Origin of the sequence: Pseudomonas sp. R25(2017), from assembly GCF_002112565.1 — a bacterium.
In the GTDB taxonomy this organism is placed as follows: Bacteria; Pseudomonadota; Gammaproteobacteria; order Pseudomonadales; family Pseudomonadaceae; genus Aquipseudomonas; species Aquipseudomonas ekonensis.
In genome coordinates this window covers 41,529-60,336 of record NZ_NEHZ01000002.1, presented here as the reverse complement: position 1 = coordinate 60,336, position 18,808 = coordinate 41,529, and the positions used below count along the sequence as shown (strand labels likewise).

At 65.3% G+C, this 18,808-nt stretch carries 18 protein-coding genes; 6 read left to right on the top strand and 12 right to left on the bottom strand.

Annotation, left to right across the window (positions count from 1 at the left end):
• Nucleotides 1-113 precede the first annotated feature (113 nt).
• Nucleotides 114-1,028: a lipid kinase YegS gene (gene yegS / locus CAG31_RS02735; RefSeq protein ID WP_085577943.1), complete on the top strand. Its 915-nt coding sequence runs from the start codon at nucleotides 114-116 to the stop codon at nucleotides 1,026-1,028.
• Here the strand turns inward: yegS and CAG31_RS02730 are convergent.
• From CAG31_RS02730 to CAG31_RS02720, 3 genes are all read right to left on the bottom strand, one after another.
• Nucleotides 1,012-1,671, bottom strand: coding sequence for a response regulator transcription factor (locus CAG31_RS02730; RefSeq protein WP_085577942.1), 660 nt, complete (start codon nucleotides 1,669-1,671; stop codon nucleotides 1,012-1,014). The genes yegS and CAG31_RS02730 overlap by 17 nt on opposite strands.
• Nucleotides 1,668-2,561, bottom strand: coding sequence for a sensor histidine kinase (locus tag CAG31_RS02725; RefSeq protein WP_085577941.1), 894 nt, complete (start codon nucleotides 2,559-2,561; stop codon nucleotides 1,668-1,670). The genes CAG31_RS02730 and CAG31_RS02725 overlap by 4 nt, the downstream gene beginning before the upstream one ends.
• A gap of 477 nt (nucleotides 2,562-3,038) precedes the next feature.
• Nucleotides 3,039-3,521, bottom strand: coding sequence for a hypothetical protein (locus CAG31_RS02720; RefSeq protein WP_085577940.1), 483 nt, complete (start codon nucleotides 3,519-3,521; stop codon nucleotides 3,039-3,041).
• A 451-nt stretch (nucleotides 3,522-3,972) separates the two neighbouring features.
• Here CAG31_RS02720 and CAG31_RS02715 point away from each other — a divergent pair, with 451 nt between their 5' ends.
• Nucleotides 3,973-4,908 carry a chemotaxis protein CheV gene (locus tag CAG31_RS02715; RefSeq protein WP_085577939.1) on the top strand — a complete coding sequence of 312 codons (936 nt, stop codon included), beginning with the start codon at nucleotides 3,973-3,975 and terminating at the stop codon, nucleotides 4,906-4,908.
• 91 nt (nucleotides 4,909-4,999) lie between these two features.
• Nucleotides 5,000-5,806: an MOSC domain-containing protein gene (locus CAG31_RS02710; protein ID WP_085577938.1), complete on the top strand. Its 807-nt coding sequence runs from the start codon at nucleotides 5,000-5,002 to the stop codon at nucleotides 5,804-5,806.
• A 69-nt stretch (nucleotides 5,807-5,875) separates the two neighbouring features.
• On the opposite strand, the gene CAG31_RS02705 is transcribed toward CAG31_RS02710, so the two are convergent.
• From CAG31_RS02705 to CAG31_RS02670, 8 genes are all read right to left on the bottom strand, one after another.
• Nucleotides 5,876-6,160, bottom strand: coding sequence for a pyrimidine/purine nucleoside phosphorylase (locus CAG31_RS02705; RefSeq protein WP_085577937.1), 285 nt, complete (start codon nucleotides 6,158-6,160; stop codon nucleotides 5,876-5,878).
• Nucleotides 6,161-6,229: 69 nt separating this feature from the next.
• Entirely contained in the window at nucleotides 6,230-6,772 is a 543-nt protein-coding gene (locus tag CAG31_RS02700; RefSeq protein WP_085577936.1) for an exonuclease domain-containing protein, read from the bottom strand.
• A gap of 70 nt (nucleotides 6,773-6,842) precedes the next feature.
• Nucleotides 6,843-8,804 (bottom strand): acetyl/propionyl/methylcrotonyl-CoA carboxylase subunit alpha, encoded by a 1,962-nt coding sequence (locus CAG31_RS02695; RefSeq protein ID WP_085577935.1) that lies wholly within the window; start codon nucleotides 8,802-8,804, stop codon nucleotides 6,843-6,845.
• Nucleotides 8,805-8,907: 103 nt separating this feature from the next.
• On the bottom strand, nucleotides 8,908-9,705 hold the full coding sequence (locus tag CAG31_RS02690; RefSeq protein ID WP_085577934.1) for an enoyl-CoA hydratase/isomerase family protein: 798 nt from the start codon (nucleotides 9,703-9,705) through the stop codon (nucleotides 8,908-8,910).
• Nucleotides 9,702-10,859, bottom strand: a complete 1,158-nt coding sequence (gene atuD, locus CAG31_RS02685; protein ID WP_085577933.1) for a citronellyl-CoA dehydrogenase — start codon at nucleotides 10,857-10,859, stop codon at nucleotides 9,702-9,704. The genes CAG31_RS02690 and atuD overlap by 4 nt, the downstream gene beginning before the upstream one ends.
• A 31-nt stretch (nucleotides 10,860-10,890) precedes the next feature.
• Complete coding sequence (gene atuC / locus CAG31_RS02680) at nucleotides 10,891-12,507, bottom strand: geranyl-CoA carboxylase subunit beta (protein ID WP_085577932.1); 1,617 nt, start codon at nucleotides 12,505-12,507, stop codon at nucleotides 10,891-10,893.
• A gap of 3 nt (nucleotides 12,508-12,510) precedes the next feature.
• A complete protein-coding gene (locus tag CAG31_RS02675) occupies nucleotides 12,511-13,380 on the bottom strand; it encodes an SDR family oxidoreductase (RefSeq protein WP_085577931.1) in 870 nt (289 codons plus the stop codon).
• Between the two features lie 12 nt (nucleotides 13,381-13,392).
• On the bottom strand, nucleotides 13,393-15,192 hold the full coding sequence (locus CAG31_RS02670) for an acyclic terpene utilization AtuA family protein (RefSeq protein WP_371856085.1): 1,800 nt from the start codon (nucleotides 15,190-15,192) through the stop codon (nucleotides 13,393-13,395).
• A gap of 184 nt (nucleotides 15,193-15,376) precedes the next feature.
• Here CAG31_RS02670 and CAG31_RS02665 point away from each other — a divergent pair, with 184 nt between their 5' ends.
• The 3 genes from CAG31_RS02665 to CAG31_RS02655 all read left to right on the top strand — a co-directional run bounded on the left by CAG31_RS02665 (nucleotide 15,377) and on the right by CAG31_RS02655 (nucleotide 17,987).
• Entirely contained in the window at nucleotides 15,377-16,000 is a 624-nt protein-coding gene (locus CAG31_RS02665; RefSeq protein WP_085577930.1) for a TetR/AcrR family transcriptional regulator, read from the top strand.
• Nucleotides 16,001-16,091: 91 nt separating this feature from the next.
• Entirely contained in the window at nucleotides 16,092-16,886 is a 795-nt protein-coding gene (locus CAG31_RS02660; protein WP_085577929.1) for an ABC transporter substrate-binding protein, read from the top strand.
• Nucleotides 16,887-16,973: 87 nt separating this feature from the next.
• Nucleotides 16,974-17,987, top strand: coding sequence for a GNAT family N-acetyltransferase (locus CAG31_RS02655; protein ID WP_085577928.1), 1,014 nt, complete (start codon nucleotides 16,974-16,976; stop codon nucleotides 17,985-17,987).
• Between the two features lie 200 nt (nucleotides 17,988-18,187).
• Here the strand turns inward: CAG31_RS02655 and CAG31_RS02650 are convergent, their stop codons facing one another.
• Nucleotides 18,188-18,736, bottom strand: coding sequence for an RNA polymerase factor sigma-70 (locus CAG31_RS02650; RefSeq protein ID WP_085577927.1), 549 nt, complete (start codon nucleotides 18,734-18,736; stop codon nucleotides 18,188-18,190).
• Between the last annotated feature and the right edge of the window lie 72 nt (nucleotides 18,737-18,808).

Genomic DNA, 18,808 nt, shown 5'->3' with positions numbered 1-18,808 from the left:
TGTTCTGTAGGACGGGGCCGTTGAGCTTCCCGGCCTGCCGAACGCGTTCGGGATTTTTGCCTTCAACGATGGTCAACATGGCCTGTACCGTCTTTGTCCGGAGGGAGACTGGCATGAGTGAACGCAAGGCGCTTTTGATATTGCATGGCAAACAGGCACTCAACGAGCAGGTGCGTGCCGCTGTAGAAAACAGGCGCAAGGACGGCTGGACGCTGGCGGTGCGCCTGACCTGGGAAGCCGGAGATGCGCAGCGGATCGTGGAGGAGGCGCTGGAGGCCGGCTACACGCAGATCATCGCCGGCGGAGGGGACGGCACGTTGCGCGATGTGGCCCAGGCGTTGGCGGGCCATGGGCGCAAGGCAAGTCTGGTCCTGCTTCCGTTGGGCACCGCCAATGACTTTTCCCGTGCCGCCGGCATTCCGCTGGAGGTGGCGGATGCATTGGCTTTGCTGGATGTGCCGGCGTGCGACATCGACCTGGGCGAAGTGGGGGGGCAGGTGTTCCTCAACATGGCCACCGGCGGCTTCGGCAGCCAGGTGACCGCCAATACGTCCGAAGACCTGAAGAAGGTGCTCGGCGGCGCCGCTTACCTGTTCACCGGATTGTCGCGGTTCAGTGAGCTGCACGCCGCCTACGGCGAACTGCAGGGGCCGGATTTCTACTGGAGCGGCGAGCTGCTGGCGCTGGGCATCGGCAACGGCCGGCAGGCCGGCGGCGGGCATGTGCTGTGCCCGCAGGCGGTGGTCGACGACGGGATGCTGGACATCGGCATCCTGCCGGCGCCGCAGGAGGTGGTGGGCACGCTGAAGACATTGCTCAGCGATGGTTTCGGCCTGGACAACCTGTTCGTCAGGACCCGCCTGCCCTGGGTCGAGATCAAGGTCGCCGAGGGGCTGTGCATCAACCTCGACGGCGAGCCGCTGGAGGGCGACAACCTGCGGTTCGAGGCACGCCCCGGTGCGTTGCGGGTGCACCTGCCGCCGGACTCGCCCTTGCTGGGCGGTGCGGCGGTCAATCGTCCAGGCTGATGATCTGCTCGCGCACCGCGAACAGCACGAGGCCGGCCACGTCGTAGATCTGCAGGCGTTTCATGATCTGTGAGCGGTGGGTCTCCACGGTCTTGATGCTCAGCCCCAGGCCGTTGGCGATTTCCCGGGTGGACTTGCCCCGGACGATCAGCCGCAGGATCTCCAGCTGACGGGCCGTCAGGTTGTGGGTGTCGGTCGTCTCGGGCTGGCTCTTCTGGGTGCGGATAAGCGCCTGGTTGATCACCGTGTGGGCGATGGCCGGGCTCAGGTAGCGCTCGTTGTTGCGCAGGGCCTCCAGGGCGTGTTCCAGTTCGGTGGCCGTGGTGTCCTTGAGCAGGTAGCCGTGGGCGCCGGACTCCAGCGCCTGCATGATCAGCGCAGGATCGGTGTGCATCGACAGGATCAGCACCTTGCTTTGCGGGCGCACCCGCTTGAGCTGCTGCAAGGCTTCCAGGCCGCCGGTCTCCTTCATCGAGATGTCCAGCAGCACGATATCCGGAATCAGCCGTTCGACGAGTTCGAGCAACTGCGAGCCGTCGCTGGCCTCGCCGATGACGGCGTAGCCGGGAATGTCGAGCACCAGAGCGCGCACGCCGGCCCTGATCAGCGAGTGGTCATCCACCAGGAGTAAGTTACAAGTCAACGCAAAACCTTATGGGTGCTGGCCCGCTCAAGCGCGCGGGGCGCCCAGGGGAAAAGTGCTTCGATTTGAGTGCCTTTGCCTGGCTCGCTGGTGACGGTCAGTTTGCCGCCCAGCTGTTCGATCCGTTCGGACATGCCTGCCATGCCACGCTGCCCTTCGCGGCCGGGGTTCTGCGCCGGCGAAAACCCTTGGCCGTCATCGCTGATCATCAGGGTGAGGCCCTGGGGCAAGCGCTGGATGCGGATCAGCAGGTTGCGGGCGTTCGCATGGCGCAGGATGTTGGTCACGGCTTCCTGGGTGATGCGGAACGCGGCCACCGCCATTTCCTCGGGAATGCCGTTCAGGCGCTGCTGGCAGTCCAGGCTCCAGTGAATGGCCGTGCTGCCCAGGGTCTTGAGCAGGTGGGCGCGCAAACTGGCTTCCAGGCCCAGGCTGGTCAATTGCCGCGGGTTGAGGATGGCCGACACGTCCCGCACTTTGTTCAGGGTCTCTTCGAGGGTGTCGCACAGCGCCGAGCAGGAGGTCTGCAGGTCGTCCGGCAGGCGCCGCTTGAGCCATTCGCTCTGCAGTTTGGCGGCGGTCAGCAATTGGCCGATGTCGTCGTGCAGTTCGCGACTGAGGCGATGGCGCTCGTTTTCCTGGACTTCCAGCAAGCGGTCGGCCAGTTCCTGGGGCTGAAACTTGATCGACTTGCGCGAAAGCCGGTACTGCACCGCGACGCAACCGGCGGCCACGACATTGACCAGCAGCAGGCCGAGCGACATCGGCGCCGACAGGCCATAGGTCAGCGCGCAGCCTGCCGCAGAGCAAATGCACAGCGTCAGGGTGAACCGGCGTGCGTTTTCCCGGGAGGGCGGCCATGTGGTGATTGACTTGAGGCTGGCGTGCATAGCGGATGGAGCCAATGGATGATCGCTGCGGGCAGACCGGCCATGGGGGCTGGCGGATCTCTGTCTTAAATATTGTCGTTCGGTTCAATGCTTCAACGTGGCGACCGGGCGAAAGTGATCGTTAACTTCGGTCTATGTTGCGGTGGGCGTCACCGTGCCATTAATTGAAAGCAACTAGCGGGCGGCATAATACCACTTCGGATACCGTTGGTCGCGTTTGCGATATATGTCCAGCAAGTCAGGAAACATGCTTTGTTGGACGCCTGTTCCATAATGGAAAAGTTGATATTCAAGACTCGATAGATATCGGCTTTTTCCGAAGTTTCATGTACAGGCAATCCCCGATGTCGACAAGGAAAGTTTTGTCGGACGGCGATTATTGTTTTTGTGGATTTGTCGCTGGTAGATATGCGAACGGTCTGAATGCGACCTGCGCATGGGCACATCAGGCGGGTGGCATGCGCCTGCGCGTCAGGGTCAGCGGCCGATTTGGGCCTGTCGCTCCGGGTAACCGACCCGGGTCATCGGCTTGGCGCCGAGGGACGACGGAAAGCACGGCTGACCGACTTGAAACGCAAAGGCTTCGATCAGCGACGTCTGCTCGCTTTCATCGAGGCCCAGTTGGCCGGTGTGCTGATCGACCAACTCCAGTTGCCAGGCCATCAGGGTGAAGCAGTCCTGCAGGGCGCCCAGCGCCTCGGCGTGCAGGTTCACCTGTTCCAGCGCCTGGTTGAGCAGCCGGTGAAGGGTCAACGAAAACTCGGAGATCGCCTTGAGCGCCAGGTCGTTGGCCTTGTGCGCCAGCTTGAGGAGCGTGCCGAGCATGCAGTCGATGGCGTCCCGGTCGTTGCTGATCAGTTGCAGATGGCTGAGGCATTCTTCGGACTTGGCCAGGAGCGTTTCGGCTTCGACAAGAAATTCGGGGAACCGCTGCGCCCACTCTTTACGGTCGATCGGCATGCTTATCTCCGCAACGTCGTGTCGGATGAGCGAATGTCGTGTGTGCCGCCGATCATGCACCGTCGAGTGGCCGCACCCCGGTGCGCCCGGGCAGGGGCTGGGGACTTTGGGAGGGTGGTGAACCACTGACCTGCGATCGCACACAAAAGCCTGACTCCGTTCATGCAATGAGAATGGCGTCACATTAATGGCTATTGGATACTGCGAACATCAGGTTGGGCCTGATTGTTACTAGGGGATTCCCTTAGGCACGGGAACCTGGCGCGAAAATCGAGGTCGCGCCTGTGGGAGTTCAGCAGATGAAAACACGGGGCCAGTAAACCATGATGTTAATGTGACATCAATGCTTTGACGTGGCATTTTGCAGTCTTGCGGCCGGGGATCAAGATCCGGCCCGTGCAGCCGATAACCCCTTTTAGTGAATTCATCAGAACAAGCCCAGGAGTCATTGATGGCCGGCATTCTCGACACGGTAGACCAACGCACGCAACTGGTGGGTGAGAATCGCCTGGAAATTCTCATGTTTCGGCTGGCCGGGCGCCAACTGTTCGCGATCAACGTATTCAAGGTGCAGGAAGTCCTGCAACTGCCCAAGCTGACCCTGATGCCCCAGCGTCACCCGTTCGTCTGCGGCGTGGTCAACCTGCGCGGCCAGACCCTGCCGGTGATCGACCTGTCCCAGGCCATCGGCATGCGCCCGCTGGTGCCGGGCCCGAACAGCACCATCATCGTCACCGAATACAACCGTTCGGTGCAGGCGTTCCTGGTGGGCGGCGTGGACCGCATCGTCAACATGAACTGGGAAGCCATCCTGCCGCCGCCGACCAGCGCCGGCCGCCAGCATTACCTGACCGCGATCAGCAAGGTCGACGATCAACTGGTGGAAATCATCGACGTCGAAAAGGTGCTGGCCGAAATCGTGCCCTACAACGCCAAAGTGTCGCGGGACAAGCTTGACGATCCGGTGCTGGAACGTGCCCGGGGCCGCGAAGTACTGCTGGTGGACGACTCCAACGTCGCCCTGTCGCAGCTGCGCGACACCCTCGGCCAGCTGGGCGTGAAGATGCACATCGCCAGCGACGGCCTCAAGGCCCTGAACCTGCTCAAGTCCTGGGCCGACAGCGGCGCGAACATGACCGACAAACTGCTGATGGTCTTCACCGACGCGGAAATGCCGGAAATGGACGGCTACCGCCTGACCACCGAAATCCGCAACGACCCGCGCCTGCGTGGCCTGTATGTGGTGCTGCACACCTCGCTGTCCGGCAGCTTCAACGACTCGATGGTGAAGAAGGTGGGCTGCGACAACTTCCTCTCCAAGTTCCAGCCGGACAAGCTGGTCGACGTGGTGCGCCAACGGCTGATGCTCGACGAAGTGCCGGCCTGATCACGGGCGGGTTCTGCGTCGCCGCATTGGGGCTTTGATTCAACGGCCGGCTCGTATAGGGTGGCGTTCTTTACCCTCCAGGGAGTTGGCCATGCTGCGTCTGAGCGCGCTTTACCGTTACCCGTTGAAATCCGGCAAGGCCGAGGTCCTGCAAGGGATCGGCCTGGACAAGCTGGGGCTTGAAGGGGACCGACGCTGGATGCTGGTGGACGAGCCCAGCGGGCGTTTCCTCACCCAGCGTGCCGAAGCGAAGATGAGCCAGCTGTCGGCGCTGTGGAATCCCGCAGGCGGGCTGACCCTCAGCGCTGCGGGCCACGGGGCCATCGATGTCGCGGTGCCCGGCGACGCGGCCGACCTGCGCGGCGTGACCATCTGGCGCGACACCCTGCGCGTGCCGGATGCCGGCGACGAGGCGGCCCGGTGGGTCAGCGACTTCATCGGCAAACCGACGCGGCTGGTGCAGGTGCCCCTGAACCGTGCCCGCATCACCCAGGCCGGCTACGGCAAGGATGATGACCAGGTGGCGTTCGCCGACGGCTTTCCGCTGTTGCTGATCGGTGAAGCGTCCTTGCAGCATCTGTCGCAAGTAGTCGGGCGTCCCCTGGAAATGCTGCGCTTTCGGCCCAACCTGGTGATCGAAGGCAGCGAGGCCTATGCCGAGGACGGCTGGAAGCGGATCCGCATCGGTGAGGTGGAGTTGCGCGTGGTCAAGTCCTGCTCGCGCTGCATCCTGACGACGATCGACCCCAAGACCGGCGAGCGCAGCGCCGACCGCGAACCGCTGGCGACCCTGCAGAAGACCCGCGCCCAGGCCGACGGCGCGATGTTCGGGCAGAACCTGGTGAACGACGGCAACGGCCGGCTGGAAGTCGGCATGCCGGTGGAGATCCTCGAGTAACCGGTTCCTGAACAAAAATGCCCGTGTCCTTGGACACGGGCATTTTTGTTTGTGGCGCGATCCGTCGGATCAGCCGCGGTATTCGCAGAGGTAAGCGGTGTCGACGGCCACTTTCAGCTGGAACTTGCTGTTGGCCGGTACATTGAACTGGCTGCCGGCGGCGAAGGTTTCCCACTCGTTGCTGTCCGGCAGCTTGACGGTCAGCGCACCCGACACCACGTGCATGATTTCGCGCTGGGCCGTGCCGAATTCGTACTCGCCCGGAGCCATGACGCCGATGGTCGCGGGGCCTTCAGCGGTGCCGAACGCGATCGATTTGACGGTGCCGTCGAAGTACTCGTTGACTTTGAACATGGGCGATTCCTCGAAAAGGGTCAAAAAGGGCCGGCCAGTATGCACAAGGCATCCTACGCCGTCATCTGTCTAAAGCGGCAGCACCAGCGGCAGCAAACGGGCGGTGTTGCGGGCGTCTTCCAGGGCCCGGTGCTGCTGGCCGCTGAACTGCAGGCCGGCCAGTTGCAGGGCGCCGTTGAGCCCCAGGGGCCGTTCCAGGCGCCGGGCCTTGGCGAAGCGCTGCTTGAGGTTCATGTGCGGCACCTGGCTCAGGGCGCTGTCGAGCTGCAGGCGCTGCCATTCCTGGAGCAGCTGCTTGCGGTCGTAGTCGCCCCAGCTGGCCCAGCCTTCCAGACGCGTGCGGTGCTGGCCGAGCCAGCGTTCGAAGGCCGGCCAGACCTCGCTCAAGGTCTGCGCCGAATCGATGTTGGCCTGGGTGATGTGGGTGAGTTCGCGGCAGAACGGCGTCAGCAAGGGCCGGCGCAGCGGTTTGACGAAGCGCTGGAAGTGATCGCGCTCGCGGCCGGCGCGGTCGACCAGGGTGGCGCCGATCTCGATGATCTCCATTTCCGTAACCGGCCAGCCACCCTCGTCGGTGGTGGCTTCCAGATCAATGACCAGCCAATGGGGCATCGCAGGGTTCCTGATGTGTACGTTCCGATAGTTCAGAGCGTAGCCAAACCCTGCGGATGCGCCTGGCGACTCACTCGACCTGCAACAGAACCTGACGATTCTTCACCTGATCGCCGACCTTGACCTGCACCCGCTTGAGCACGCCGTCGATGCCGGCCTTGAGCGGGTGCTCCATTTTCATCGCCTCCAGCACCACCAGCAGCTGCCCCTTGCTGACCGGGCTGCCCTCGCTGACCAGCACGTCGACGATGGCGCCGTCCATGGGTGCCTTCAGCGTGCCGGAACCGACGCTGGTCTGACTGTCGATCACCGCATGAGTTCGATCCGCCAGGCACAGGCTGCCGGCGTCGGTGAACAGCCAGAGCCGCTCGTCCTCCAGGCGATAGGCATGGCGCTGGCGCAGGCCGTCGATCTGCAGCGTCACGTGGCGTTCGTCCTGTTCGACGAGTATCGCCTGGAGGCGGCGTCCGGGCGTCTCGACCTCAAACCGGCCGCCGGGGCCGGCCAGCAGTTGCACGTTCCAGGTCTGTTCCTCCAGGCCGAGCCGGTAGCCGACCGCCACGCCCGTGTTGTTGCGCCAGTCGGCCAGCGCCGGGCGATGCGCCTGGGCGCTGCGCCGATGGAACAGCACGGTGGCGATGGCCAGTTCCTCGGCGCCCGGCGTCTGCGGCCGCAGGCAGGGGTGATCGGTGAAATGCCGGGGGATGAACCCGGTGTCGAAACGGCCGTCGATGAACTGCGGGTGCTGCAGCAGGCCGGCCAGCAGGCGCTGGTTGCTGTGCACGCCGAGCAGCACACTGTCCTGCACCGCCCGCAGCAACTTGCGCCGCGCCTCTTCCCGCGTGGCGCCATGGGCGATCAGTTTGCCGAGCATCGGGTCGTAGAAGGGGCTGATGAGCCGGTTTTCCGTCAGGCCGTGATCGATGCGCGCACCGTGCCCCAGCGCCGGCTCCCAGGCCAGGACGCGTCCGGTCTGCGGCAGAAAGCCCTGTGCCGGGTCTTCGGCATACAGGCGCACCTCCATCGCATGGCCGTCGAGCCTGACCTGTTCCTGGGTCAGCGGCAGCGGCCGGCCCTCGGCGACCGCCAATTGCCAGGCCACCAGGTCTTGTCCGGTGATGAGTTCGGTCACCGGGTGCTCGACCTGCAACCGGGTGTTCATCTCCAGAAAGTAGAAGCGCCCCTGGGCGTCGAGCAGAAACTCCACGGTGCCGGCCCCCACGTAGTCGACGGCGCGTGCGGCCTTGATCGCCGCCGCGCCCATGGCTTCGCGCAGGGCCGGGGTCATCACCGGGCAAGGGGCTTCTTCGATGACCTTCTGATGGCGGCGCTGGACCGAGCAATCGCGTTCGCCCAGGTGGATCAGGTGGCCGTGGCGGTCACCGAACACTTGAAACTCGACGTGGCGCGGCTCCACCAGCGCCTGTTCCAGGATCAGCTCGTCGCTGCCGAAGGCGTTGAGCGCTTCGGAGCGGGCGGTGCGCAGTTGCGCGGGCAGCGCTTGCGCGTCCTCCACCAGGCGCATGCCGCGTCCGCCGCCGCCGGCGCTGGCCTTGATCATCAGCGGATAGCCGATGCGCTCGGCTTCGCGCAGCAGCGTGGCGTCGTCCTGTTCCGCGCCTTGGTAGCCGGCGACGCAGGGGACGCCGGCGGCGAGCATGGCGATTTTCGAGCGGCGCTTGCTGCCCATCAGTTCGATGGCGTCGGCGTCCGGGCCGATGAAGGTCAGGCCGGCCTGTTCGCAGGCCCGGGCGAAGTCGGCGTTCTCCGAAAGGAAGCCGTAGCCGGGATGCACCGCATCGGCGCCGCTGCGCCGGGCCGCGTCGAGGATCGCGGCGATGTTCAGGTAAGACTGCTGCACCGGCGCAGGACCGATGTGCACGGCCTGGTCGGCCATCTGCACATGCAGGGCGTTGGCGTCGGCGTCGCTGAACACCGCCACCGTGCGATAGCCGAGGGACTGGGCGGTGCGCTGGATCCGGCAGGCGATCTCGCCGCGGTTGGCGATCAGGATCTTGTGGAGGGCGGGCATGACGGTTTTCCCTGGAATGTCGCGTTGGAAGGGCGGGCCTCATCGCAAGCAGGCGCGCTCCCACATGGGTTTGCGGTGCAGGTCGGCACGGCGGGAGCGTGGTTCAAGTCGCCCACTTCGGCTTGCGCTTTTGCAGGAAGGCCAACGTGCCTTCGGTGCCTTCGGCGCCGGTCACCGCCTCGCTGAACCATTGCGCCGCTTCGTCCAGCAACTCGGCGCCAGGTTGCCCGGCGCTGGCCAGCAATAGTTTTTTGGTCATGGCGTTCGCTCCCGGAGCGCAGCACAGGACATGCTCGAGCACTTCATCCAGGCGCTCGGCCAGGGCTTGCGGATCCTGCTCGACGAAGTGCACTAGCCCCATGCGCCGGGCCTGGTGGCCGTCGAAGCGGGCGGCGGTCAGGGCCAGGCGCCGGGTTTCGGTGAGGCCGATGCGCTGCACCACGAACGGTGCGATCTGCGCCGGCAGCAGGCCGAGGCTGGTTTCCGGCAGGCCGAACTGGGCCTGATGGTCGGCCATGGCGATGTCGCTGACGCAGGCCAGGCCGAAACCGCCGCCCAGCACGGCGCCTTGCAGCACGGTGATCAGCACTTGCGGCACGTGCTGGGCCTCTTGCAGCAGGGCGCCGAACGCACGGTTCAGGTCGCGGTAGGCTTGGCCGCCTTGTGCGCGGGCGTTGGCCATGTCCTTGATGTCGCCGCCGGCGCAGAAATGGCCGCCGGCGCCGCTGAGCACGATCGCCCGCACGCTGCGGTCGTCCCGCACCGCCGCCAGCGCGGCGCGCAGTTCGGCGACCATCTGCAGGCTCATGGCATTGCGGCTGTCGGGGCGGTTGAGGGTGATGTGCAGCACGCCGTTGTGCGGCTCCAGCAGCAGCGTCGCGCAATCGGGCAGGGCGCTCATGGGCGTTTCCCCGGCAGGATGCCCATCAGCTTGCAGATGATCCCCAGCATGATCTCGTCGGCGCCGCCGCCGATCGACACCAGCCGCACGTCGCGGTAGGCGCGGGCCACCGGGTTGTCCCACATGTAGCCCATGCCGCCCCAGTACTGCAGGCAGCTGTCGCTGACCTCGCGCCCGAGGCGCCCGGCCTTGAGCTTGGCCATCGACGCCAGGCGGGTGACGTCCTGACCTTTCACGTACTGTTCGGTGGCCTGGTAGACCAGTGCCCGCAGGCATTCGATTTCGGTCTGCAGCTCAGCGAGGCGGAAGTGGATCACCTGGTTGTCGATCAGCGCGTTGCCGAAGGTCTTGCGTTCCTTGCAGTACTCGATGGTGCTGTCGACGCAATACTCCAGCCCCTTGATCATGTTCGCCGCGCCGAACAGGCGTTCTTCCTGGAACTGCAGCATCTGCATCATGAACCCGGCGCCTTCGTGGCCGATGCGGTTGCGCTGCGGCACGCGCACGTCGTCGAAGAACACCTGGGCGGTCTCCGAGCTGCGCATGCCGAGTTTGTCCAGGTTCGGGCTGAGGCTGATACCGGGCGTGTCCATCGGCACCATGATCAGGGATTTGTTGACGTGAGGCTTGTCGTCCGAGGTGTTGGCCAGCAGGCAGATGAAATCGGCGCTCGGCGAGTTGGTGATCCACATCTTGCTGCCGTTGATCACGTAGTCGTCGCCGTCCTTGCGGGCGGTGGTCTTGAGCCCGGCGACGTCGGAGCCGGCGCCGACCTCCGAGACGCCGATGCAGCCCACCTGTTCGCCGCTGATGGCCGGGCGCAGGAACTGCTCGCGCAGCTCATCGGAGCCGAAGCGGGCCAGGGCCGGGGTGCACATGTCGGTCTGCACGCCGATGGACATCGGGATGCCGCCGCAATGGATGGTGCCGAACTCTTCGGCGGCGACGATCGAATAGCTGTAGTCCAGCCCCATGCCGCCGAACTTCTCCGGCTTGGAGATGCCCAGCAGGCCCAGCTCGCCGGCCTTGCGGAAGATCTCGTGGATCGGGAAGCGTCCGGCCCTTTCCCATTCCTCGACGTGGGGGTTGATCTCGTGTTCGACGAACTGGCGCACGGTGCGGCGCAGGGCTTCGTGTTCCGGGGTGAAGATCATTGTTGTTGTTCTCCTCAGGATCCGTTGGGGGTCAGAACCGGCTGACGCCGAAGCTGTTGGGCTGCAACGTGCGCAGATCGGCCTCGTGGCAGATGTCCAGCAGGTAGCCGAGCAGGATGCGGGTGTCGCGGGGGTCGATCAGGCCGTCGTCCCACAGGTTGGCGCTGCCGTAGAGGGCGGTGGACTGGCTGTCGAGTTTCTGCGCGGTGGCCTGTTCGAGCATGTCGAGCATTTTCGGGTCGGGCTCCAGACCGTCCTTGAGCTGCCGGGCTTCGGTGACGATGCGCAGCACCTTGCCGGCCTGGGCGCCGCCCATCACGGCGGTGCGGCTGTTGGGCCAGGCGAAGATGAAGCGCGGGTCGAGGCCGCGCCCGCACATCGCGTAGTTGCCGGCGCCGTAGGAGCCGCCGACGACCAGGGTCAGCTTCGGCACCCGCGCGTTGGCCACCGCCTGGATCAGCTTGGAACCGTGCTTGATCACCCCGCGCTGTTCCGACTCGGTGCCGACCATGAAGCCGGTGGTGTTGTGGAAGAACAGCAACGGCGTGCGGCTCTGGTCGCACAGTTGAATGAACTGCGCCGCCTTGCTTGCGCCGTCCGGGGTGATCGGGCCGTTGTTGCCGATGAAGCCGCAGGCCCGGCCCTGGATCTTCAGGTGGCCACAGACCGTTTGCGAGTCGAACTCGCCCTTGAATTCCAGGAAGCGCGATTCGTCGGCGATCCGCGCAATGATCTCGCGCACGTCATAGGGCTTCTTCGGGTCGTCCGGGATCAGGCCGAGCAGTTCGTCGATGGGGTAGAGCGGTTCCTTGTACGGCGGCGCGGGCCGCCACGGCAGGTGTTCGTTCCAGTTCAGCAGGCTGACGATCTCGCGCACCTGACGGATGCCGTCGGCGTCGTTTTCCGCCAGGTATTCGGCGGTGCCCGCCACCTGCGCGTGCATTTCGGCGCCGCCCAGTTCTTCGTCCGTGGCCACTTCGCCGGTGGCCGCCTTGAGCAGCGGAGGGCCGGCGAGGAACAGCTTGGCCTTGCCCCGCACCACCACCACGTAATCCGACAGCCCCGGCTGGTAGGCGCCGCCGGCGGTGGCCGAGCCGTGCACCACGGTGATCTGCGGCAGGCCCATGGCCGACATCCGCGCCTGGTTGGCGAAGCTGCGCGCGCCTTCGACGAAAATCTCCGCCGCATAGTTGAGGTTGGCGCCGCCGCTTTCGGCGAGGGTGATCACCGGCAGTTTGTTTTCCTGGGCGATCTGTTGCAGGCGCAGGGATTTCTTCAGGCCGGAAGGGGAGATGGTGCCGCCCTTGATCGCGCTGTTGTTGGCCACCACCAGCACCCGCACACCGGACACCTGGCCGATCCCGGCGATCAGGCCGCCGCCGGCGGCGCTGCCGTCCTTGTCGTCATGCAGCTTGTAGCCGGCCAGGCTGGCCAGTTCGAGGAACGGCGAGCCGGGGTCGAGCAGCAGGTTGAGGCGTTCGCGGGGCAGTAACTGGCCGCGCTTGTCGAATTTCGGCTTGGCTTCGGCGGCCTTGTCCAGCAGGTTGCGTTCGAGTTGCTGCACGTGCTCGACGGCGGCCAGCATCGCGGCGCGGTTGCGGGCGAAGGCTTCGCTGTGGGGATCGAGAAGGGACTGAATGGACGGCATGGCTTATTCCTTGTCCTTGAGCACGTCGGGCAGGTAGGCGCGGTGGAAGCCGTTGAACGGTTCGCTGTGGCTTGCCTTGTGCAGCGGCCAGGCGCGGTTGCCGAGGCTGGCGGCGCCGTCGATGCGCACGGTGCTGCCGCTGATGAACGCGGCGGCCGGGCTCAACAGGAACACGATCGCTGCGCTGACCTCTGATTCGGTGCCGATGCGTTTGAGCGGCACGTGCTCGCGCAGGGTCGGGATCACGGCCTTGAACGCGCCTTCATAGGTGTCCATGCCGCTGGAGGCGATCCAGCCCGGCGCCACGGCGTTGACCCGCACGCCGGCGCAGCCCCATTCGAAGGCGGCAGTCTTGGTGAAGTTCTCCATGCCCGAGCGCGCAGCGCCCGAGTGACCCATGCCGGGCATGCCGCCCCACATGTCGGCGAGCATGTTGACGATGCTGCCGCCGTGTTTGCCCATCGACTGGTTGAACACTTCCCGGGCCATCAGGAAACCGCCGACCAGGTTGGTGCGCAGCACGGTCTCGAAGCCTTTCTGATTGATCGAGGCCAGCGGCGACGGGTACTGGCCGCCGGCGTTGTTGACCAGGCCGTGGATCGGCCCGTGCTCGCGGATGATTTCGCCGACCGTTGCCTTCACGGCTTCTTCGTCGCGGATGTCGCAGGCTTTCCAGTGTGCGCGGCCGCCGTCCTCGGTGATTTCGCCGGCGACCTTCTGCAGCTTCTCGGGCTTGCGGCCGATCAGCAGCACCGTGGCCCCGAGGGCGGCCAGCTCATGGGCCGTGCAGCGGCCGATGCCGCTGCCGCCGCCGGTGACGATGACCGTCTGGCCGTCGAACAGCCCGGCGTTGAATATCGATCGGTAAGCCATGGCGCCATCCTTTTATTCGAATTGTTCGGCGATGCTTCGCGGCACCGGGATCTGGATCTCCAGCAGTTGCTGGGCGAAGGCCTTGCCTTGCGGGTCGATCCGCAGGCTGGCCACACCGCCGCCGCCCAGGGCGTTCTCCAGCAGAAAGTTCAGGCTGTGGGTGCCGGGCAGGTACCAGCGTTCGACCCGCCCGTGGATCGGGTCGAGGACATGGCTCATCCAGTCCACCACCACCGCCGGGGTCAGCGCTTCGGCGATCCACGGCAGGTATTCGGGACGGCGCGGCATCACGCCGATGTTGCTGTGGTCGCCCTTGTCGCCGGAGCGCGCCACGGCCAGTTTCACCAGCGGCACGCTGGCGTCGGCGCGGCCCTGGGGCTTGGGCGGTTCGTGGGGCACGGGCAGGTCACCGCTGCTGAAGGTGTCCGGGGGTGGCAACGCGCAGGGATGGCGTTCGCCGGCGATGTCGACCTGCAGGGTGCAGGCGTCCTTGTCGATCAGGAACGAGAACAGCCGGATCAGCGGATACACCGTCGGCCGTCCGCCGACGATGCCGGTCAGCCCCGGCGCCATGCCGGTGGCGGCCTGGGCGATTTCCCGGGAGAACAGCACCAGCGCCTGCTTGTTCGGGTGGCGCACCGCGAGCTTGATCACCACTTCGCGGCTGTCGCGGCGCCGGCCGTGGGGGCCGTAGGTGGCTTCGCTGCCCAGCAATTCGACGTTGACTTCGCTGTAGGGGCCCCAGCCGCGCTGCTCCAGCATCTGCGCGGTCTTGCCGATGATCGCCTGGCTGACCCGCCGCGCCTTGTCCACCGCATCGAGGCCGGCGATCAGGCAACTGGCGGTGCAGCGGAAACCGTCCGGATACGTCGCGCTGACCTTGTACTTGCCGCTGGGCGGCAGGCCTTTGGCGCCGTGCACGCGGACGGCGTTCTTGCCTTGCTGCTGGAGTTTGACCTGGGTGAAGTCGCAGATCACATCGGGCAGCAGATAGGCCTGCGGATCGCCGATCTCGTACAGCATCTGCTCGCCCACGGTCAGCGGCGTCACCAGCCCGCCGGAGCCTTCGGGCTTGCTGACGGTGAACTGGCCGTCGGCGCCGACTTCGACGATCGGAAAGCCGATGTGCTCGTAGTCCGGCACCTCGCGCCAGTCGGTGAAGTTGCCGCCGGTGCACTGGGCGCCGCATTCGATGATGTGCCCGGCCAGGGCGGCCTGGGCCAGCCGGTCGTAGTCGTGCCACGACCAGCCGAAGCCGTGCACCAGCGCCGCGCTGACCACGGCGCTGTCGACCACCCGCCCGGTGATGACGATGTCGGCGCCCAGGCGCAGGGCCTCGACGATGCCCGGCGCGCCGAGGTAGGCGTTGGTCGAGACGCACAGGGGCGGCAGCGGGGCGCCGCTGAACATCTCGGTGATGCCTTGGGTGCCGAGCCCCTTGAACTGCGGTTGCAGGTCATCGCCCAGCAGCACGGCGATCTTCAGGTCCACGCCGGCCCGGTCGCAGGCGGCCTGCAGCGCGGCGGCGCACGCGGTGGGGTTGACCCCGCCGGCATTGCTGATGACGCGGATGCGCTGCTGCGCCAACTGCGGCAACAGCGGAGTGAGGATGTCGATGAAGTCGCCGGCGAAGCCGGCTTGGGGGTCTTTCAGGCGGGCGCCGGCCATGATGGACATGGTGATTTCGGCCAGGTAGTCGAACACCAGGTAGTCCAGGCGTCCGCCCTTGACCAGTTGCTCGGCGGCGGTCGAGGTGTCGCCCCAGAAGGCGCTGGCGCATCCGATGCGGATAGCGGTGGGCACGGTTGGCATCGTTGTCTCCGACTCAGGAACCTGCGACAGAAGTGCGTCGAGGCTACCAAGCAAGCGCTTGGTTTGTAAACAGTGGAATCATCTTCCGCCCAAGCGCTTGCTTGGGCGCGGCCGGCGGCTTAAATTGCCCGCGCAACCCTGCGTTTCCCGGCGCAGCAGACTGATCGACTGTAGGAGAGAACGGGTGGACGAGCAAAAAGCCCTGGGGGTCATGCGTGAACTGGTCGACGCAGGCCAGTTGACCGACCCGGACAGCGCCCGCGGCAAGCTGCTGCAAGTGGCGGCCCACCTGTTTCGCAACAAAGGCTACGAACGCACCACCGTGCGCGACCTGGCCGGTGCCGTGGGCATCCAGTCGGGCAGCATCTTCCATCACTTCAAGAGCAAGGACGAGATCCTGCGGGCGGTGATGGAAGAGACCATCCGCTACAACACCGCCCTGATGCGCGCCTCGCTGGCCGAGGCCGGCAACGTGCGCGAACGGGTGCTGGCGCTGATCCGCTGCGAACTCCAGTCCATCATGGGCGGCAGCGGCGAGGCCATGGCGGTGCTGGTCTATGAATGGCGTTCGCTGTCGGACGAAGGCCAGGCGCGGGTGCTGGCCCTGCGCGACATCTACGAGGCCCTCTGGCTGCAGGTGCTGGGCGAAGCCAAGGCGGCCGGGTTCATCCGCGGCGATGTGTTCGTGACCCGACGTTTTCTCACGGGGGCGTTGTCGTGGACCACTACCTGGTTCCGCGAAGGCGGCGGCCTGAGCCTGGATCAGTTGGCCGAAGAGGCCTTGATCCTGGTGCTCGAAGAGCGCTGAGCGCTTTCTATGGGGCCGGGAAACTGGCTAACTGGGCGAAAACGCCTAGTTTGAATGCAGGGAACGTTTCTTTTTCGGGGAGTGGGGTGATTTGAAGTCTTTGCCAGTTCGCAAGGCCGCCGGGTTTCTGCTCGCAGCGCTCGCGTGTTCGGTGCTGCCGGTTGAGGCGGCGCAATTGGTGCGGGTGGGCGCTGCGCACTTTCCGCCGTACACCATCCGCCCGGAGAACGGGGCCGACACCGGCCTGCTGCCGCAACTGGTCGAGGCGCTGAACCGCTTGCAGGGCGACTATCAGTTTGTCCTGGTGCCGACGTCGATTCCCCGGCGCTTCGGCGATTTCGAGCAAGGCCGGATCGACATGGCCATCTTCGAGAACCCCGAGTGGGGCTGGAAGGACATTCCCCACACCAGCGTCGACATGGGCCTGGAGGACGCCGAGATATTCGTCGCCCAGCAGGCGCCCGGGCGGCAGCAAAGCTACTTCGCCGACCTCGGCGGCAAGCGTTTGGCGCTGTACAGCGGCTACCACTACGAATTCGCCAACTTCAATGCCGACCCCAAGTACCTGGCGCAGAACTACAACGCCACGCTGACCTACTCCCACGACAGCAACCTGCTGATGGTGCTGCGCGGGCGCGCCGACATCGCGCTGGTCACCCGTTCCTACCTGAGCGATTACCTGCTGCGCAACGAGAAGGTGCGCGGCGAGCTGCTGGTGTCGCAGCGCATCGACCAGATCTACCACCACTACGCCATCCTGCGACCGGTGGCGCCGATCACCGGTGAGACCTTCGGCAAGCTGCTGCAAGGGCTGCGCGACAACGGGCAGATGCTGAAGATCTTCGATCCGTACAAGATCGCCGTGGTGCCGGTGCCTCACCCCTGACCCGCAGGTTTTTGCCTGCAGCCTAAATTTCCTGCCCCGGCTCACGTCCCATCGTTGAACTGTCGACGATTACCGTGAGCCCGACCCATGTCCAATCTGAATGATCTGGTTGCCTTGGCCTTGCCTTCGGGCAGCCAATTGATAGCCGATGCCACCGAAAGCCGTCTGAGCCTGAGCCTGGACGGACAACCCTTGATCCGCCTGCGCGTCGACATCGAGCTGCAGGGGCCGATCCGGATCGATGAGCGCTTTGCGCTGCCGCTGGGGCAAGCGTTGTGGGCGGCCTGCTATTGGCTGTTCGCCCGTGACCCGGCACGCCGGCAACTGGTCTGGCAACTGGAGCAGCCGCCGACCGAGGCCTTGCTCAGCGGCCTGCTGGTGGCCACCGAGACCGCCGGCGAATACCGCTGCGAACGCACGCTGTTCTGGCAATTGCCGCAGCCCTGGCTGGGCGCATCGATGACCGGCAGCTACCCGCAGCAGATGGTCATCAGCCAAGGCAAGCGCCATCCGCTTCGTCCGCCCAAGCCCCGCGGCGAGGTGTACCGGCGTTTCGATGCGCGCCTGGGCGCGTGGATTTCCTTGCGCACCGTGGAGATCGAACAGGATCTGGCGCGTTTCAACCGTTGGCAGAACAGCCCGCGGGTGGCCAGCTTCTGGCAGGAGGAGGGCACGCTCGAACAGCACCGCGAGTACCTGACCAAACTCGATGCCGATCCGCACACCCTGACCCTGATCGGTTGCTTCGACGATCAGCCGTTCGCCTATTTCGAGGCCTATTGGGCCAAGGAAGACCGGATCGCTCCTTTCTACGATGCGGACAACTACGACCGCGGCATCCACATGCTGGTCGGCGAGGAAAACCACCGCGGGCCGCACAAGGTGGCGAGCTGGCTGTCGGCGCTGGTGCATTACCTGTTCCTGGACGATCCGCGCACCCAGCGGGTGGTCGCCGAGCCGCGTGCCGACAACGCGAAGATGATCGGCCACATGCACAACCAGTGCTTCCACTGCGAAAAGGAATTCGATTTCCCGCACAAGCGCGCGGCGCTGATGATTCTGGGGCGTGAGCGGTTCTTCGACCGGTGTTCGTTGGCGTGAGGGGCGGGCCCGGGATTCCCGGGCCTGGTTTTGCCGCTGCCGCAGGTGAGCGAAATCCCTGCGCAAGCAACGGCTGGCGATGGCGTTTTCGGTGACGCCATCGCCGGCAGGCTGGCTCCCGCAGGGATCTTGGTTGAAGGCAGATCGGCGGCCGGTGCAGCGATGCCTGGCCGCAGGCTTTCGCGGGCAGGCTTGTGCGGTCAGCCGCGGGCGGCCATGGCGGGACGGCTGCCCGACACTTTGCGACAGTGCACCAGGGCGTCGCGGATCATGAAGTTGACCAGGGTCGGCGATACGCCCAGTTCCTTGGCGATGTCCTTCTGCGGCACGCCGTGCAGGCGGTACATCTCGAAGGCGTAGCGGGTGCGGCTGGGCAGCTCGGTCAGCGCATCGGCAATGTTTTCGAGGGTCGAGAAGTTGATGTGCGAGGTTTCCGGCGAAGCGCCCTGGATGACCACGTTCAGTCCTTCCTCTTCGGGGCCGGCGTACTTCTGCTCCAGCGCCTGCTTGCGGTAGTGGTCGATGGCCAGGTTGCGCACGATCTGGAACAGATAACTCAATTGCGCCTTGATCGACGACGTGATCGGCGGCGCCGACTGCAGTCGGAAGAACGCATCCTGCACCACATCTTCGGCACGTGACCGGCAGCCGGTGATTCGGGCTGCAATCTTGACCAGGATCAGTCGGTTGTCGACGAAGGCCTGAAGTAGCGGTGAATCGCACCTGCTTGTGGATACTTGTTCCGTCATGGAAATCACCTTGCTGCCAATAGGTTAGTGGGACGCCTGGGGACGGGGCCGTCCTACACATCGAGCGACAAA